Below are 14,176 nucleotides of genomic sequence, written 5' to 3' on the forward strand. Positions count from 1 at the left end.
CGCCCCTTCCCGAAAGCCTCCGGCGGAAGTCGTTCGTCTGACCGCCGGTGGGGGCTTGTCGCGCAGTTCCCCGCGCCCCTTGATGGGCCCTTCGGGCCCTCCTTAGGGGCGCGCCCCCGCGGAGCGGAATGCCTGGCTGTCGCCGGGAGTTGATCGCGGCATGACCGACGTGCTGCGCTACACCGCGTTCTCTCAGGACCCCGCCGGAGGCAACCCCGCCGGGGTCGTCCTCGATGCCGCCGGGCTCGACGATGCCGACATGCTCGCGATCGCCGCCGAGCTCGGATACAGCGAGTCCGCGTTTCTCACCGCACCCCCCGAAGGGCTCGGTGGCGAGCCCGGGCGGGCGTACACCATCCGGTACTTCAGCCCGAAGGCCGAGGTCCCGTTCTGCGGGCACGCGACCGTGGCGACCGCGGTGGCGCTCGGTGAGCGGATCGGGCCCGGGGAGCTGGTGTTCGCGACGCGCGCGGGCACGGTCCCGGTGACCGTCACCGAGGACGGCGACACCCTGCGCGCCACCCTCACCAGCGTCGAGCCGCACGTCGAGGACGTCTCCCCCGACGACCTCACCGAGGCGCTGGCCGCACTCGACTGGCCCGAAGCAGACCTCGACCCGGCACTCCCGCCCCGCATCGCCTTCGCGGGCGCCCGGCACCTGGTGCTCGCCGCCGCCACCCGCGAACGCCTCGCGGACCTCGCGTACGACTTCGAACGGCTCGCCGCGCTGATGCTGCGCCTCGACCTGACGACGGTGCAACTGGTGTGGCGCGGGTCGGACACGGTCTTCCACGTCCGCGACCCGTTCCCGGTCGGCGGGGTCGTCGAGGACCCGGCGACGGGCGCGGCGGCGGCCGCCTTCGGCGCGTATCTGCGCGAACTCGCCCTGGTTCCCGAGGAGTCGGTGCTCACCCTCCACCAGGGCGAGGACCTGGGCCGCCCCGGCGTCCTGACGGTGACGCTCCGGACGGGCGACCCGCGCGTACGCGTCGGCGGCGCGGGCACCAGTATCCCGGCCTGACCAGCGCTACGGCGGCGCGGGCGCCCGCATCCCGGAGTGGGCCCCCGGCTACGCCTGGCCGGTCTCGAAGCGGGTGACCCGGCCGCCGTCGACGTCGAACCGCCAGGCCGTCCGCATCTCGCCCCAGGTGTCGTTGCGGTAGTTGGCGACCAGCGAACGGCCGTCGGAGCTCTGCGTCTCGATGTCCATGTGACCGCCCGAGGAGAAGACCTCCCGTTCGGTCCAGTCGGCGATGTCCCGGTCCGACCCGTCGTCGGACATGGTGGCGCCCGGGCTGAGGGCGGCCTGGAAGGCGGCGCGGTCGCCCGAGTTGAGCGCGCCCACGAAGGCCCGGACGGCCGGGTCGTTGAGCTTGTCCAGCGCGATGGTCATGTGCCGTCTCCTTCGGTGTTCCTTACGGGGTACGGGTCGACGGGGACCCCCCTCAGCTCACCTCATCCCCGCTCGCCCCGCCACCGGACCCGGCGCCAGGCACGGGCAGCCGCAGCGTCGTGACCGCGCCCCCGTCCGGCGCGTTGGCGAAGTGCGGGGCGATGCCGAGGACGCGGGCCTGGCCCGCCACGATGGTGAGGCCCAGGCCGTGCCCCTTGCCCCGGCCCGGGTCGCCGGTGCGGAAGCGCTGCGGGCCGCGCGCCACCAGGTCGGGCGGATAGCCGGGGCCGTGGTCGCGCACGACGACCACCGGGCCGTCGACGGTCACGGTCACCGGCGGCGCCCCGTGCCGATGGGCGTTGACGACCAGGTTGGCGATGACGCGGTCGAGCCGCCGCCGGTCGGTGCGGACGCGTGCGTCGCGTACGACCCGGACCTCGCACTCCTCCCCCGTCGCCCGCACCGCCCGCGCGACCAGCTCCCCCAGCTCGTGCTCGGCGAACTGGGCCTTCTCGGCCCCGGCGTCGAGGCGGGAGATTTCGAGAAGATCCTCGGTGAGGGTGTGCAGCGCGTGCAGCCGGTCGTTGATCATCTCCTTGGGGCGGCCGTCCGGCAGCAGTCCGGCGGCGGCCAGCATGCCGGTCAGCGGGGTGCGCAGCTCATGGGCGACGTCCGCGGTGAACCGCTTCTCCGCCTCAAGGCGCTGTTGCAGCGACTCGGCCATCGAGTCGAGGGCGACCGCCACCGCCTTGACCGCGTCGTGCTCGGCACCCTTGCCGCCCGCCGGGATCCCGGTGCGTACGTCCAGGTCGCCCTCGGTGATCCGGCGCGCGACGGCGGCGGTGTGGCCGAGGCGGCGGCTGATCCTGGTGGCGAAGTACGTGCCCGCGAGCGTCACACTGCCCGCCGCGAGCGCCGCCGAGCCGAGGATCGCGGTGTCCATCTGGCGCAGATGGTCGCGAGTGCTCTCGTACGGGACCCAGAGCGCCAGCACATGCCCACCGGCGGGTGCGGCCGCCCACATGACGGCGCCGCCGTGCAGCTCCCCGACCATGACGCCCCGGTCCCCGCGCCGGGCCAACTCCCTCAGTGAGCCCGGCAGTTGAGACGGATCGAGCTGGACGGCCCGCCCGGTCGTGTCGGTCCCGTACGAGAAGTCCTTGAGGGCGGCGTCCAGCCCCTGCCGGGCCTCCTTGCGCACCTCCTCGACCCGCTGCCGGGTCAGGGCGTTGTGGACGAGTACGCCGAGGATCGCGGCGACGGCGCAGGAGACGGCGGTGACGGTGAGGGCGATCTTCCACCGGAGGCTGTGGGTCCAGGCGGGCCGCAGCCGCTCGGACCAGCGGGCCCGGGTCCCCGCCTCGTCGGGAGGCGAGCCGGTCCCGTCCTCCCGTGGGCCGGTCACCGCTCGCCGCCCTGGCCGGTGCACGGGATCCCGGACGCCTCCCTGAGCGCCCGGCAGGTGTCGAGCTTGAGCTCGCGCAGGGCGATCATGTGGCCGTCCCACACATAGTGCGAGACGTACACATACGCGTCGCTGGACGTCGGCTCGCGCACGGCGAGGTGCCCGGCGGTGACCTCGACGCCCTCCAGGATCGCGCGCCGCGAGAACACCCGGGTGACGGCGCCGCCCGCCACGCTGTACACCCGCATCTCGCTCAGCCGCCCGTCGATGTCGACGGCGGTGATCAGTTCGGCCTTGCCGTCGCCGGTCAGATCGCGCAGCTCGGGCGGGCGCATCGGGCAGTCGGCGGGCCCGGAACAGGCGGCCATCCGCTCGGCGGCCCGCCGGTCCACCAGCCGCCCGACGCCCCGGTCCACCTTCTCGGTGGCGGCCAGGTCGGCCTTGACGACGGCGAGCGCGTCGGCGTCCCGCATGTCACCGGAGGGCACGGCCGCCACCCCCGGCACGGCGTACGGTTTCCCCCGCTGCTGCTCGGCCCCGGCCGGCGAGGGCACGACCCCCGGCCACAACGGCTCGGGCGGCGCCACCTTCGCGGCGACCCCGTCCCGATGCAGCCCCTCCACGTCGGCACACCCGCCGAGCGCCAGCGCGACGGCGCACAGAAGGAGCCCGCGTCGTCGCCGCACGGCCCACCTCCTCCGCAAGCCACTGGTGGCCCCATGATCGCGGCTACGGCATGGATGCGCGCCCGGAGCGGGGTCCGGTGGAAGGGGAGGGGAATCGAGTGGGGTTGCGGCGCCAGGGAAGAAAGCGGGCGCGGCAGGCTGAGTGGCAGACGAGTCGGCCTGTACGCCGGGTTCTGTCGCCCGGTCGCCTCGCGGCGGCCGGGGAGACGGCCATCCATCTAGGACCGGCGTTGCCGCCGGCCTCGTGCGGTCTACCCGCGGACTCGGGCGGGCAGCCCTCGAACGTCCGCGCAGGAGCACCGGGGTGCTCCCTCTTGACCTTGCTCCGGGTGGGGTTTACCTAGCCGCCTGAGTCACCCCAGGCGCTGGTGGTCTCTTACACCACCGTTTCACCCTTACCGAGGACCGAGGTCCCCGGCGGTCTGTTCTCTGTGGCACTGTCCCGCGGGTCACCCCGGGTGGGCGTTACCCACCACCCTGCCCTGTGGAGCCCGGACGTTCCTCGGGAGGATCCGAGGATCCCCACGCGGCCGTCCGGCCGACTCGTCTGCCGTGGTGACCATGCTACCCGTGATCATCACGCGTTCCGCCCCCGCCGTCACCGCACGCGCCACCCCTTGACCCTGCCGCAGCGTCAACGTCTCTACTGAAGTCATGCGGATCGGAGAGATCGCCGCGCTGGTCGGGGTCACCCCGCGCGCGGTGCGCCACTACCACCACGTCGGACTGCTCCCGGAGCCCGCCCGGCGGGCCAACGGCTATCGGGAGTACGGGGTACGGGACGCGGTCGCGCTCGCCCGGATCCGGCGGCTCACCGAGCTCGGCCTCGGCCTCGACGAGGTCCGGGACGTGATCGCCGACGACGCCGGGCGCGAGCTCGCCGAGGTCCTCGGCGAACTGGACGCCGACCTGGCCGGGCAGGAGGCCGGGATCCGGGCCCGGCGAGCCCGCCTGGCCGGGATCCTGGCCCGCGCCGATCAGGGACCGCTGCCCGCCGACGCCCCACTCTCGCCCGAACTGGCCGACGTGTTCGGCCGGTTGGAAACCGGCCCCGAGTCCCCACTGGCCGTACGCGACCGGGAGCTGGTCGCGCTCCTGGACACGGTCGCGGAGCCGGGCGAGCGGGAGCGGTTGCTGGGCGCGGTGCGGGCGGTGGCCGAGGAGCCGGGGGCCGTCGAGCGCGCGCGGGAGGTGTACGCGTTGCTCGACGCCCTCGCGGACGCGGACCCCGCCGACCCGCGCGTACCGGAGGCGGCCCGGGCACTCGCCGCCTGCCTGCCGCCGGATCCGACCGGCACGGCCGCACCGGCGGACAGCGACGGTCACCCGTTCCTGCGGGCCTTCCTCGCCGATCTTGCGCCCGCCCAGGCGGCGGCGGTTCGGCAGGCGATGCGGCTGTGGGCGGAGGGGACGGCATGACGGGGGCGGTGGGGCGGCTGGTGCGGCACGTGGCGCGGGTGCTGGGCAGTCTCGGGATGTGGGCGGTCCGGCGGCGGCACGGGGTGCGGTCCGGCGACCGCGCCTTCGGGTACACCGCGCCCGAGACGGCGACCACGTACGGCATCGCGTTCGTCTGCGCCGTCGAGACCGCCGGGATGTATCTGCTGCTGCCGTCCTGGCCGATCGTGCACGCCGTCGTCCTCGTGCTCGACCTCGCCACCCTCGTCCTGGTGCTCGGGCTGCACACCGCCTCGGTGACCCGGCCGCACGTGATCACCCCGGACACGCTGCGGGTGCGTCGAGGAGCGCATGTCGACCTGGTCCTGCCGCTGGCCCGGATCGTCTCCGTACGACGGGAGCTGAGGTTCACCGCTCCGGGCGCGGCCCAGGAGGACGGGGTGCTGGAGCTGGCGGTGGGGGCGCAGACGTCGGTGACCGTCGAGCTCGACGAGAGCGCCACGTACGTACGGCTGCTCGGCGGGCGGCGGCAGGTGCGCACCGTGCGCTTCCACGCGGACGACGCGCCCGGGCTGGTCGCCGCGCTCACGCAGGCGCGAACTGGACCTTCGCCGTGCCCGGGTCGGCCTGGGTGAGGCGGACCCGGAGGCGTTCGCCCAGGGGGAGGGGGGTGGTGCCCTCCACGCGGGCCACGACAGCCGGGTCGGTCAAGTGGACGGTGCCTACGGCCGGTTCGGCCTCCTTCACGTCCACCACCGTCGCGTCGAAGACCTCGCCGACGCGGTCCTTGAGGAGGGCCGCCTCGATGAGGTCGACGGACTCGCGCTCGACCGTGTTGGCCTTGCGGGCGCCCTCGGCCATCTCCTTCGGGAGGGCGTCGAGGGCGGTGAGGACCCAGTCGGGGACGTCGGCGGCGGCCACGGCGGCGAGGCAGATCTCGGTGGCGTAGCGGTCGACGAGGCGGCGCAGGGGCGCCGTGCAGTGGGTGTACTCGTCGGCGACGGCCGCGTGGATCGCCGGGTCGGGGACGCGGCCGCCGGTGAACACCGTGTACCCGGCGCCCCGCAGCAGCGCGGTGCACTCCTGGAGGAAGGCCGCGTGGTGGGGTTCGCGCGGGTCGAGGGAGCGGACGACCTGGGCGTACGGGACGTGGTGCGGCCAGTCGATGTGGAGCGCCTGGGCCGCGCGCCGCAGCCGGGCCACCGCGCCGTCGGGGGCGCTCGGGAGCGTACGCAGGATGCCCGTGCCGTACGTCAGCATCAGGTCGGCGGCGGCCATGCCGGTGAGCAGGGAGATCTGGGCGTTCCAGCCGTCGGCGGGCAGGGGTGCGCGGTACTCCAGGCCGTAGTGGCCGTCCCGCTCCACGATCTCCTGCTCGGGGACGTTGAGGGAGATGCCGCCCCGGGCGACCTCCTGCCGCTCGCGCAGCAGCCCGACGTCCTTGAGCAGCGCGACCGGCTCTTCGGCGGTGCCGTCGTCGATACGGCGCTGCACCGTGTCGTAGTCGAGTTTGGCGCGGCTGCGGACGAGGGCGCGTTCGACGCGGGTCGCGCTCTGGCGGCCGTCGGCGTCGAGGTCGATGGTCCATACGACGGCGGGGCGCGGCTCGCCGGGGAGCAGGCTGGCCGCGCCCTCGGAGAGTACGGGTGGGTGCAGCGGGACGCGTTCGTCGGGGAAGTAGAGCGTGTTCACCCGGCGGTGGGCCTCGGTGTCGAGGGGGCCGCCCGGTTCGACGAACGCGGCGACGTCCGCGATCGCGTAGTGCACGCGGTAGCCGCCTGCGCGGCGGGCCAGGTGCATGGCCTGGTCCAGGTCCATCGAGGTGGGTGGGTCGACCGTGAAGAACGGGAGGTCGGTGGCGTCGCGGACGGGGAGGTGGGGGGTGGTGGCCGCGTGCTCGGCCTCGGCGAGGACGTCCGGGGGGAAGCCCTCCGTTACGCCTAGCCCGGTGCGGATGTCGCGCAGCGCTGCCCGCAGCGGGTCGGCTGCGCCGGTCATATGGAGGTGACGGCGGGGCATGTGCCGAGCGTAGGCCGAGCGGGCGGTTGCCGCCTGCGGCGGGCGTTTTCCCCACCCCGCCCCTTCCCGAAACCCTGCCGGGGGCTGTCAGGCCGGCTGTCCGCCAGTGGGAGCTTGTCGCGCAGTTCCCCGCGCCCCTAGGCAGTTAGGGGCGCGGGGAACTGCGCGAGCAACCCGGCACGATCCGCAGCCGAACAGATCCCCGTAACCTGGGCGGCGGGGCCGCACCCCCTCCCCCGTACACACTTCAAGGAGAACCCGTGCTCGTGCTGCTGCCGCCCTCCGAAGGCAAGGCCGACGGAGGGCGCGGGGCGCCGCTCAAGGCCGAGGGGCTGTCGCTGCCGGACCTGGCCGACGCCCGCGCCGCCGTCCTCGACGAGCTGGTCGAGCTGTGCCTCGCCGACGAGGACAAGGCCAAGGACGTACTCGGGCTCAGCGAGGGACTGAGAGGGGAAGTCGGCAAGAACGCCCAGTTGCGGACCGCCGGCACCCGGCCAGCCGGGGAGATCTACACCGGCGTCCTCTACGACGCCCTCGGCCTCGCCACCCTGGACGCGAAGGCCAAGCGCCGCGCCGCCCAGTCGCTGCTCGTCTTCTCCGGGCTCTGGGGAGCCGTCCGCACGGGCGACCGCATCCCCTCCTACCGCTGCTCGATGGGCGTGAAGCTGCCGGGCCTGGGCGCCCTCGGGACGTACTGGCGCGGCGTCATGGACCCCGTCATGACCGACGCGGCCGGGACCGGGCTCGTCCTCGACCTGCGCTCCGCCGCGTACGCCGCCGCCTGGAAGCCCAAGGGCGAGGTGGCCGGGCGGACCGCGACCGTACGCGTACTGCACTCGCAGATCGTCGACGGCGTCGAGAAGCGCTCGGTCGTCAGCCACTTCAACAAGGCCACGAAGGGGCGGATCGTGCGGGATCTGCTGCTGGCGGGGGCCGCACCCACCGACCCCGCTGAGCTCGTCGACGTCCTGAGCGGACTCGGTTACGTGGTGGAGTGCGCCGCACCCGCCAAGGCGGGCAAGTCGTGGGCGCTGGATGTTGTCGTGGAGCAGATCCACTAGCCCCGTTGCGCAGGGTGCAACGCTCGTTGCGCCCTGCAATCCCGCCCGGCACGATGCCCGTATGACCTCCGTCCTGGACCTCGCCCCCGTCGTCCCCGTCGTCGTCCTCCACGACGCCGCCGACGCCGTCCCGCTCGCGCGGGCGCTGGTGGCGGGCGGGCTGCCGGCGATCGAGGTCACCCTGCGTACGCCCGCCGCGCTGGACGCGATCCGGGCGATCGCGGCGGAGGTGCCGGGGGCCGTGGTCGGGGCGGGGACGGTCGTCTCGGCCGCGGGCGTCGGTGATGCCGTGGCCGCCGGGGCCCGGTTCCTCGTCAGCCCCGGGTGGACCGACTCGCTCCTCGGCGCGATGACCGCGTCCGGGGTGCCGTTCCTGCCGGGGGTCGCCACGGCGTCCGAGGTGGTGGCGCTGCTCGAACGCGGGGTGGGTGAGATGAAGTTCTTCCCGGCGGAGGCTTCCGGCGGCACCGCGTTTTTGAAGTCCCTCGCCGGGCCGCTCCCCGGCGCGCGGTTCTGCCCCACCGGGGGCATCTCGCTCGCCTCGGCGCCGGACTATCTGGCGCTGCCGAACGTGGGGTGCGTCGGTGGTACGTGGATGCTCCCGGCGGATGCGCTCGCCGCGCGGGATTGGGGGCGGGTCGAGTCCCTGGCCCGGGAGGCGGCGGCGCTCCGCTAGGAGTGGGATGCGCGTGCGGCTGCGGGCCGGTGGGGGCTGGTCGCGCAGTTCCCCGCGCCCCTATTAGGCGCGGGCAACTTCTCAGCGCAGCCAGCACCCCTCAGCGCAAATGCGACGTATCGTTCAGCAGCCGCACCGACGCGTTCCCGTCCCCGTAATACGCCACCGCCGACACCGACGCCGCCGACAGTTCCATCCGGAACAGCGACTCCGGCGGGGCGCCCAGGGCGAGGCGGATCAGCGTCTTGACCGGGGTGACATGGGTGACGAGCAGGACCGTACGGCCCTCGTACGCCGACAGCAGCCGGTCCCGGGCAGAAGAGACGCGGCGCGCGACCGTCGCGAAGCTCTCGCCGTTGCCCGTGGGTGCGGCCTTCGGTGAGGCGAGCCAGGCGTCGAGGTCGTCGGGGTAGCGCTCGCGCACCTCGGCGAAGGTCAGGCCCTCCCACGCCCCGAAGTCCGTCTCGCGCAGGCCCTCCTCGACCCGTACCTCCAGGCCGAGGCGCAACGCGACCGCCGCCGCCGTCTCGCGGCACCGGCGCAGCGGGGACGTGACGATCGCCTGGATCGTGCCCCGGGCCGCCAGCGCGGCGGCCACCTGCTCGGCCTGGCGGCGGCCCGCCGCCGACAGCTCCGGGTCGGTCCCGCCGCTGCCGGAGAAACGCTTCTCGGGGGTCAGTGCGGTCTCGCCGTGCCGCAGGAGTACGAACGTGGTGGGCGTGCCCAGGTCGGGGGCGCTCCAGCCCGCCGTCGGAGCCGTACCCGAACTCCGGGTGGGAGCCGGGACGGTGGCGACCGGGGCGGTCGACGCCAGCGCCGCCCGTGCCTTCGCCGCACCCGCCGCCGCGTCCCCGACGACCCGGGCCGCGCCCGCGTCCGAGGACGTGGAGGACAGGGCCGCCATGGAAGCCGACGGCTCCCACTGCTTGCCCCGCTTGCCCGCGTCCATCGCCTCGTTGGCGAGCCGGTCCGCGTGCTTGTTCTGCTCGCGCGGGATCCACTCGTACGTGATCTGCGCGGGCGGCAGGATCCGCCCGGCCTCGGCGGCGAGCGGCTTCATGTCGGGGTGCTTGATCTTCCAGCGGCCCGACATCTGCTCGACGACCAGCTTGGAGTCCATCCGGACCCGGACCTTCGCGTCCGGGTCCAGGGCCTTGGCCGCCTTGAGCCCGGCGATCAGGCCCTTGTACTCGGCGACGTTGTTGGTCGCGACGCCGATGTACTCCGCCGCCTCGGCCAGCGTCTCGCCCGTCACCGGGTCGAGGACCACCGCGCCGTAACCGGCGGGACCCGGGTTGCCCCGGGAGCCGCCGTCGGCCTCGACAACGAACTGCCGCACTACAGGCCCGACTCCGACGTACGGACCAGGATGCGGCTGCAGTTCTCGCACCGCAGCACGGTGTCCGGGGCCGCCGCGCGGACCTCGGCGACCTCGGTGATGTTGAGCTCCAGGCGGCAGCCCTCGCAGCGGCGCTGGTAGAGCCGGGCCGCGCCGACGCCGCCCTGCTTCTCGCGCAGCTTGTCGTAGAGCTTCAGCAGATCGGCCGGGATCACCTCGGCGACGACCGCGCGCTCCTTGGCCACGTCGGCGGCCTCGGCGTCGAGCTGCTTGGTCGCGGCGTCGCGGCGGGCGATCGCGTCGTCGGTCTTCGTCTGGACGGAGGAGACCCGCTCGGTCAGCTCGGCGACCCGCTCCTGCGCGGACTCACGGCGCTCCATGACCTCCAGGACCACGTCCTCCAGGTCGGCCTGGCGCTTGGCCAGCGAGGCGATCTCGCGCTGGAGGGACTCCAGGTCCTTGGGGGACGAGACGGCGCCCGAGTCCAGGCGCTGCTGGTCGCGGGCGGCGCGCTGGCGCACCTGGTCGACGTCCTGCTCGGCCTTGGTCTGCTCGCGGGAGGTGTCGCTCTCCTCCGTCTGCGCGGCGACCAGCAGGTCGCGCAGCTGCGTGAGGTCCTTGTTCAGCGAGTCGATCTCGGCGTGCTCGGGCAGCGACTTCCGCTTGTGCGCGAGCTGCGACAGGCGTACGTCGAGGGCCTGTACGTCGAGGAGGCGGATCTGGTCGGCGGGCGCGGCGTTCAGTTGGGGGCTCCAGAAGAGTGGTGGGATGACCAGGGGTCGGTGACCGTCTTCGAGACGTGGACCCGCAGGTCCCAGCCATGGCGGTCGGAAATCTCGTCGAGCTGGGCGGCCGCCTGCTCGCACCAGGGCCACTCGGTGGCCCAGTGGGCGGCGTCGACCAGGCCCAGGGAAGTGTGCTGGGTCGCCTCCGACACCGGGTGGTGGCGCAGGTCGGCCGTGAGGAAGACGTCGGCTCCCGACGCCCGTACGGCGTCGAAGAGGCTGTCGCCCGAGCCGCCGCTGACCACGACCGTCTTGACCTGGGCCTCGACGTCGCCCGCGACCCGGACGCCCTGCGCGGTGGCGGGCAGGTGGGCGGCGGCGTGCGCGGCGAACTCGCCGAGCGTCATCGGGTGGTCGAGCTCGCAGATCCGGCCGAGGCCCCGGCGGCCCGAGGGGTCGGACGCGTCCGGCACGAGCGGACCCACGACCCGGAGGTCCAGGGCGCCCGCGAGGGCGTCGGAGACGCCCGGGTCGGCGGTGTCGGCGTTGGTGTGGGCGACGTGCAGGGCGATGTCGTTCTTGATCAGGGTGTGCACGACCCGGCCCTTGAAGTGGCCGGCCGCGACGGTCGTCGTCCCGCGCAGATAGAGCGGGTGGTGGGTGACGACCAGGTCGGCGCCGAGCTTCACGGCCTCGTCCACGATCTCCTGTACGGGGTCGACGGCGAACAGCACGCGCCGGATCTCCGTGTCGGGGTCGCCGCAGACGGTACCGACCGCGTCCCATCCCTCGGCCCGCTCTGGCGGCCAGAGAGCGTCGAGCGCGGCGATGACTTCAGACAGACGGGGCACGGGGACAGGTTACCCGCGCTGCGCCCCCCGCCCACCATGGCTCCGGGGATGGTTCCGGGCCGCCGCTTGCCCAGGTGGCCGCGCGGGTCGCCCGGAGCGGGGCCCCGAGGACGCCTCCCGTACCGGCCTCCCCTTGCACACCCGCCGCCCGCCTCACAGCGAAATCGCCCGACGGCCATCCTTTGGTGTGAAGCCAGTGGTCTCGTGTTGTTCGGCTGGAAGTGCGAAAACTAGCTTCATGGGCCGGAGGTGAGCCATCTCATGACTGCCTTGGCCATCGAGACCGCGGCCGGCGACGGCGCGGTCCGGCACTCGGAGTTCACGATCACCGCGGACGGCTCGTACGCGGCCCGTCTGGTAAGGGGCGAGGGGGCCGGGGACCGCTGGTTCCCGGAGCGGTGGACACTGGACGGCCCCGAGCCGTACGCGGTGCCGCTGCCCGGCAACCAGCCGGAGGAGCCCGACGCCTCGCTGCTGCCGATGGCGGACGGGCGGGTCCTCATCCACCGCCGCGTCGCCGACCGCGACGCCTTCGCCCTGCTCTACCCCACCGGCCCCGGCACCGGCGAGCTCGCCCTCGGCGCGGTCACCCCCGACACGCCCGAGCAGCATCTCAGGCTGCTGCCGCCGTCCCCGGGCGGCAGCTGCGCGTACGCGCTCGCGGTCGGCCCGGACAGCACCGCGCTGTGGCTGGTGGCGGGCGGCTCCTTCGGCCCGGAGCGGGTGGCCGTCGTGAAGGGCCGCTGCTCGGGCGGCGTCTGGCTGGACCGTACGGGGCGGCTGCTCGCCCTCGACCGGGAGCTGGACGGGCGGACCAAGACGGTCGCGGTGGACCTGGAACGCGGCGGCGAGGTGACCCCGCTGCTCCAGATCACCGAGGAGAGCGAGGACCGGCTGCTGCTCGCCGACCCGGACACCGGGCTGCTGCTGCTCCGCTCCGACGCCCCGGGCCACCACCGGCTCGGCTGGGGCGTGCTGGGGTCCACCCTGCCGGTGCGCTTCCCGGAGTGCCTGCGGCTGCCGGACGCGGCGGTCACGCCGTTCGCCGTGCAGCCCGGGCAGGTCCTGATGCCGGAGAGCTGTGCGGTGGCGCTGCGGATCGACGCGGCGGCCGGTACGTGGCTCGGCGTGTGGCGCCCGGCGGGGCGTCGGCTGCACCAACTGGCCGCGCCCGAGGGGTGGTTGGCGGGATCGGGTCTGTGGACCCGGGACGGGGTGCTGCGGCTGCCGTGCTCGACCGAGGCGGCGCGCTGCTCGGTCGCCCGGGTCCCGGCGCCGCCGGACGTCCCGCGCCCCGCCACCGCACCACCGAAGCCGCAGGCCCCCCGACCCGTACCCCTGGCGCAGTCACCCCTGACCCGCCGCTCCTAGCCCTTGATCAATCGCCGGGACCGCCTGGTTAAAATCCACGGCGAACGCAATAGGCGATCTACAACGGGGTGACAGCACCACATGTCCGAGACACTGACCGCCGCGGCGGCCGCTGACGCTATGACGGACGATGACGGGCACGGCAAGCACCGCGGCGGCGCGGCCTCCACCGAGGAGTCGACCACCGAGGCACACGGCCGCCACCGGCGGATGAACGTCGACGGCAGCCGCGACCTCGGCTGACGAAGGCAAGCGACAAAGGGCCCGGGGTGCACCACACCCCGGGCCCTTTTGGCTCAACCGCGTTTCAGCCCCAGCACCTCCGCCGCCGCGAACGTCTCGTTCTCCGGGCGCTCCGCGTAGTACGGGGAGATCAGCTCGTCCAGTTCGGCGTACGAGAAGGTCTCCTTGGCCGCGTCGAACTTGGCGGCCACCTTCGGGCGTTCCACGATCGCGACCATGCCGCCGTGCACGACCATCAGCTGGCCGTTGACGCGGGCGGCCGCCGGGGACGCCAGATAGCCGACGAGCGGCGCGACGTGCTCGGGCGCCAGCGGGTCGAGCTGCCCCTCGCCCGGCTCCTCGAAGCCCGCGAAGACGTCCTCGGTCATCCGGGTCCGGGCCCGGGGGCAGATCGCGTTGGCGGTGACCCCGTACTTGGCGAGCGCGAGGGCCGTGGAGGTGGTGAGCCCCACGATGCCGCCCTTCGCGGCCGCGTAGTTGGGCTGTCCGGCCGACCCGGCGAGGAACGCCTCCGACGAGGTGTTGACGATCCGGCCGTACACCGGCCCGCCCGCCGCCTTGGAGCGCTCGCGCCAGTGCGCGGCCGCGAAGTGGGTGGTGTTGAAGTGGCCCTTGAGGTGGACGTGGATGACCGAGTCCCACTCGGACTCGCTCATCGAGAAGATCATCCGGTCCCGCAGGATGCCCGCGTTGTTGACCAGGATGTCCAGCTTGCCGAAGGTGGAGATCGCCAACTCGACCAGTTCGCGCGCCTGTTGGTGGTCGGCCACGTCTCCCGTGTGGGCGACGGCCGAGCCGCCCGCCGCGCGGATCTCGGCGGCGACTTCCTCGGCGGGGCCGGCCGACGCCTCGCCGGAGCCGTCCCGGCCCGGCTGCCCGAAGTCGTTGACGACCACGGACGCGCCGAGCCGGGCGAGTTCAAGGGCCTCGGCCCGGCCCAGACCCCGCCCGGCGCCGGTGACGATCGCGCCGAGCCCTTCAAGTGGCAGTGCCATCGATCGACCGCGTC

General features: G+C 73.9%; 15 protein-coding genes and 1 other RNA gene. 7 read left to right on the forward strand and 9 right to left on the reverse strand.

The genetic code is table 11. The features are described 5' to 3' along the window. Positions 1–160: 160 nt before the first annotated feature. Positions 161–1,021 carry a PhzF family phenazine biosynthesis protein gene (locus tag BG418_RS33670; protein ID WP_188277860.1) on the forward strand — a complete coding sequence of 287 codons (861 nt, stop codon included), beginning with the start codon at positions 161–163 and terminating at the stop codon, positions 1,019–1,021. Positions 1,022–1,069: 48 nt separating this feature from the next. On the opposite strand, the gene BG418_RS33675 is transcribed toward BG418_RS33670, so the two are convergent. The 4 genes from BG418_RS33675 to rnpB all read right to left on the reverse strand — a co-directional run bounded on the left by BG418_RS33675 (position 1,070) and on the right by rnpB (position 4,030). Continuing rightward, positions 1,070–1,393, reverse strand: coding sequence for a nuclear transport factor 2 family protein (locus BG418_RS33675; RefSeq protein ID WP_188277861.1), 324 nt, complete (start codon positions 1,391–1,393; stop codon positions 1,070–1,072). Positions 1,394–1,445: 52 nt separating this feature from the next. After that, positions 1,446–2,798 carry a sensor histidine kinase gene (locus tag BG418_RS33680; protein WP_399001326.1) on the reverse strand — a complete coding sequence of 451 codons (1,353 nt, stop codon included), beginning with the start codon at positions 2,796–2,798 and terminating at the stop codon, positions 1,446–1,448. Further along, on the reverse strand, positions 2,795–3,484 hold the full coding sequence (locus BG418_RS33685) for a hypothetical protein (RefSeq protein ID WP_188277862.1): 690 nt from the start codon (positions 3,482–3,484) through the stop codon (positions 2,795–2,797). Before BG418_RS33685 ends, BG418_RS33680 begins: the two co-directional genes overlap by 4 nt. A 146-nt stretch (positions 3,485–3,630) precedes the next feature. Beyond that, an RNA gene (gene rnpB, locus BG418_RS33690) (RNase P RNA component class A) lies at positions 3,631–4,030 on the reverse strand. A 108-nt stretch (positions 4,031–4,138) separates the two neighbouring features. Here rnpB and BG418_RS33695 point away from each other — a divergent pair. Together BG418_RS33695 and BG418_RS33700 are read left to right on the forward strand one after the other, a co-directional pair. Next, complete coding sequence (locus tag BG418_RS33695) at positions 4,139–4,903, forward strand: MerR family transcriptional regulator (RefSeq protein ID WP_188277863.1); 765 nt, start codon at positions 4,139–4,141, stop codon at positions 4,901–4,903. After that, complete coding sequence (locus BG418_RS33700; protein WP_188277864.1) at positions 4,900–5,517, forward strand: hypothetical protein; 618 nt, start codon at positions 4,900–4,902, stop codon at positions 5,515–5,517. Before BG418_RS33695 ends, BG418_RS33700 begins: the two co-directional genes overlap by 4 nt. Here the strand turns inward: BG418_RS33700 and BG418_RS33705 are convergent. Further along, positions 5,468–6,901: an RNB domain-containing ribonuclease gene (locus BG418_RS33705; protein ID WP_188277865.1), complete on the reverse strand. Its 1,434-nt coding sequence runs from the start codon at positions 6,899–6,901 to the stop codon at positions 5,468–5,470. The genes BG418_RS33700 and BG418_RS33705 overlap by 50 nt on opposite strands. 260 nt (positions 6,902–7,161) lie before the next feature. On the opposite strand from BG418_RS33705, the gene yaaA reads away from it, so the two are divergent. Continuing rightward, on the forward strand, positions 7,162–7,962 hold the full coding sequence (yaaA, locus tag BG418_RS33710; RefSeq protein WP_188277866.1) for a peroxide stress protein YaaA: 801 nt from the start codon (positions 7,162–7,164) through the stop codon (positions 7,960–7,962). Between the two features lie 61 nt (positions 7,963–8,023). After that, positions 8,024–8,638, forward strand: a complete 615-nt coding sequence (gene eda / locus BG418_RS33715) for a bifunctional 4-hydroxy-2-oxoglutarate aldolase/2-dehydro-3-deoxy-phosphogluconate aldolase (RefSeq protein WP_188277867.1) — start codon at positions 8,024–8,026, stop codon at positions 8,636–8,638. A gap of 100 nt (positions 8,639–8,738) precedes the next feature. Here the strand turns inward: eda and BG418_RS33720 are convergent, their stop codons facing one another. The 3 genes from BG418_RS33720 to BG418_RS33730 are packed head-to-tail and all read right to left on the reverse strand — an operon-like array spanning position 8,739 to position 11,553. Continuing rightward, positions 8,739–9,977 carry a bifunctional RNase H/acid phosphatase gene (locus BG418_RS33720; RefSeq protein WP_188277868.1) on the reverse strand — a complete coding sequence of 413 codons (1,239 nt, stop codon included), beginning with the start codon at positions 9,975–9,977 and terminating at the stop codon, positions 8,739–8,741. Then, entirely contained in the window at positions 9,977–10,720 is a 744-nt protein-coding gene (locus tag BG418_RS33725; protein ID WP_188278318.1) for a zinc ribbon domain-containing protein, read from the reverse strand. The genes BG418_RS33720 and BG418_RS33725 overlap by 1 nt, the downstream gene beginning before the upstream one ends. Beyond that, positions 10,717–11,553, reverse strand: coding sequence for a Nif3-like dinuclear metal center hexameric protein (locus BG418_RS33730; RefSeq protein WP_188277869.1), 837 nt, complete (start codon positions 11,551–11,553; stop codon positions 10,717–10,719). Before BG418_RS33730 ends, BG418_RS33725 begins: the two co-directional genes overlap by 4 nt. 261 nt (positions 11,554–11,814) lie before the next feature. Here BG418_RS33730 and BG418_RS33735 point away from each other — a divergent pair, with 261 nt between their 5' ends. After that, positions 11,815–12,924: a hypothetical protein gene (locus tag BG418_RS33735; RefSeq protein ID WP_188277870.1), complete on the forward strand. Its 1,110-nt coding sequence runs from the start codon at positions 11,815–11,817 to the stop codon at positions 12,922–12,924. 81 nt (positions 12,925–13,005) lie between these two features. After that, positions 13,006–13,167, forward strand: coding sequence for a hypothetical protein (locus tag BG418_RS33740; RefSeq protein WP_188277871.1), 162 nt, complete (start codon positions 13,006–13,008; stop codon positions 13,165–13,167). Positions 13,168–13,220: 53 nt separating this feature from the next. On the opposite strand, the gene BG418_RS33745 is transcribed toward BG418_RS33740, so the two are convergent. After that, positions 13,221–14,162, reverse strand: coding sequence for a 3-oxoacyl-ACP reductase (locus tag BG418_RS33745; protein ID WP_188277872.1), 942 nt, complete (start codon positions 14,160–14,162; stop codon positions 13,221–13,223). Positions 14,163–14,176 lie beyond the last annotated feature (14 nt).

The sequence above is a fragment of the Streptomyces sp. CBMA152 genome, assembly GCF_014596475.1.
In the GTDB taxonomy this organism is placed as follows: Bacteria; Actinomycetota; Actinomycetes; order Streptomycetales; family Streptomycetaceae; genus Streptomyces.

What these genes read in the sequence shown, in the direction of transcription:
- BG418_RS33705 (WP_188277865.1), bottom strand. Translation starts at nt 6,901, where the DNA reads ATGCCCCGCCGTCACCTCCATATGACCGGCGCAGCCGACCCGCTGCGG.
- BG418_RS33745 (WP_188277872.1), bottom strand. Translation starts at nt 14,162, where the DNA reads ATGGCACTGCCACTTGAAGGGCTCGGCGCGATCGTCACCGGCGCCGGG.
- BG418_RS33675 (WP_188277861.1), bottom strand. Translation starts at nt 1,393, where the DNA reads ATGACCATCGCGCTGGACAAGCTCAACGACCCGGCCGTCCGGGCCTTC.
- eda (WP_188277867.1), top strand. Translation starts at nt 8,024, where the DNA reads ATGACCTCCGTCCTGGACCTCGCCCCCGTCGTCCCCGTCGTCGTCCTC.
- BG418_RS33740 (WP_188277871.1), top strand. Translation starts at nt 13,006, where the DNA reads ATGTCCGAGACACTGACCGCCGCGGCGGCCGCTGACGCTATGACGGAC.
- BG418_RS33695 (WP_188277863.1), top strand. Translation starts at nt 4,139, where the DNA reads ATGCGGATCGGAGAGATCGCCGCGCTGGTCGGGGTCACCCCGCGCGCG.
- BG418_RS33670 (WP_188277860.1), top strand. Translation starts at nt 161, where the DNA reads ATGACCGACGTGCTGCGCTACACCGCGTTCTCTCAGGACCCCGCCGGA.
- BG418_RS33700 (WP_188277864.1), top strand. Translation starts at nt 4,900, where the DNA reads ATGACGGGGGCGGTGGGGCGGCTGGTGCGGCACGTGGCGCGGGTGCTG.
- BG418_RS33735 (WP_188277870.1), top strand. Translation starts at nt 11,815, where the DNA reads ATGACTGCCTTGGCCATCGAGACCGCGGCCGGCGACGGCGCGGTCCGG.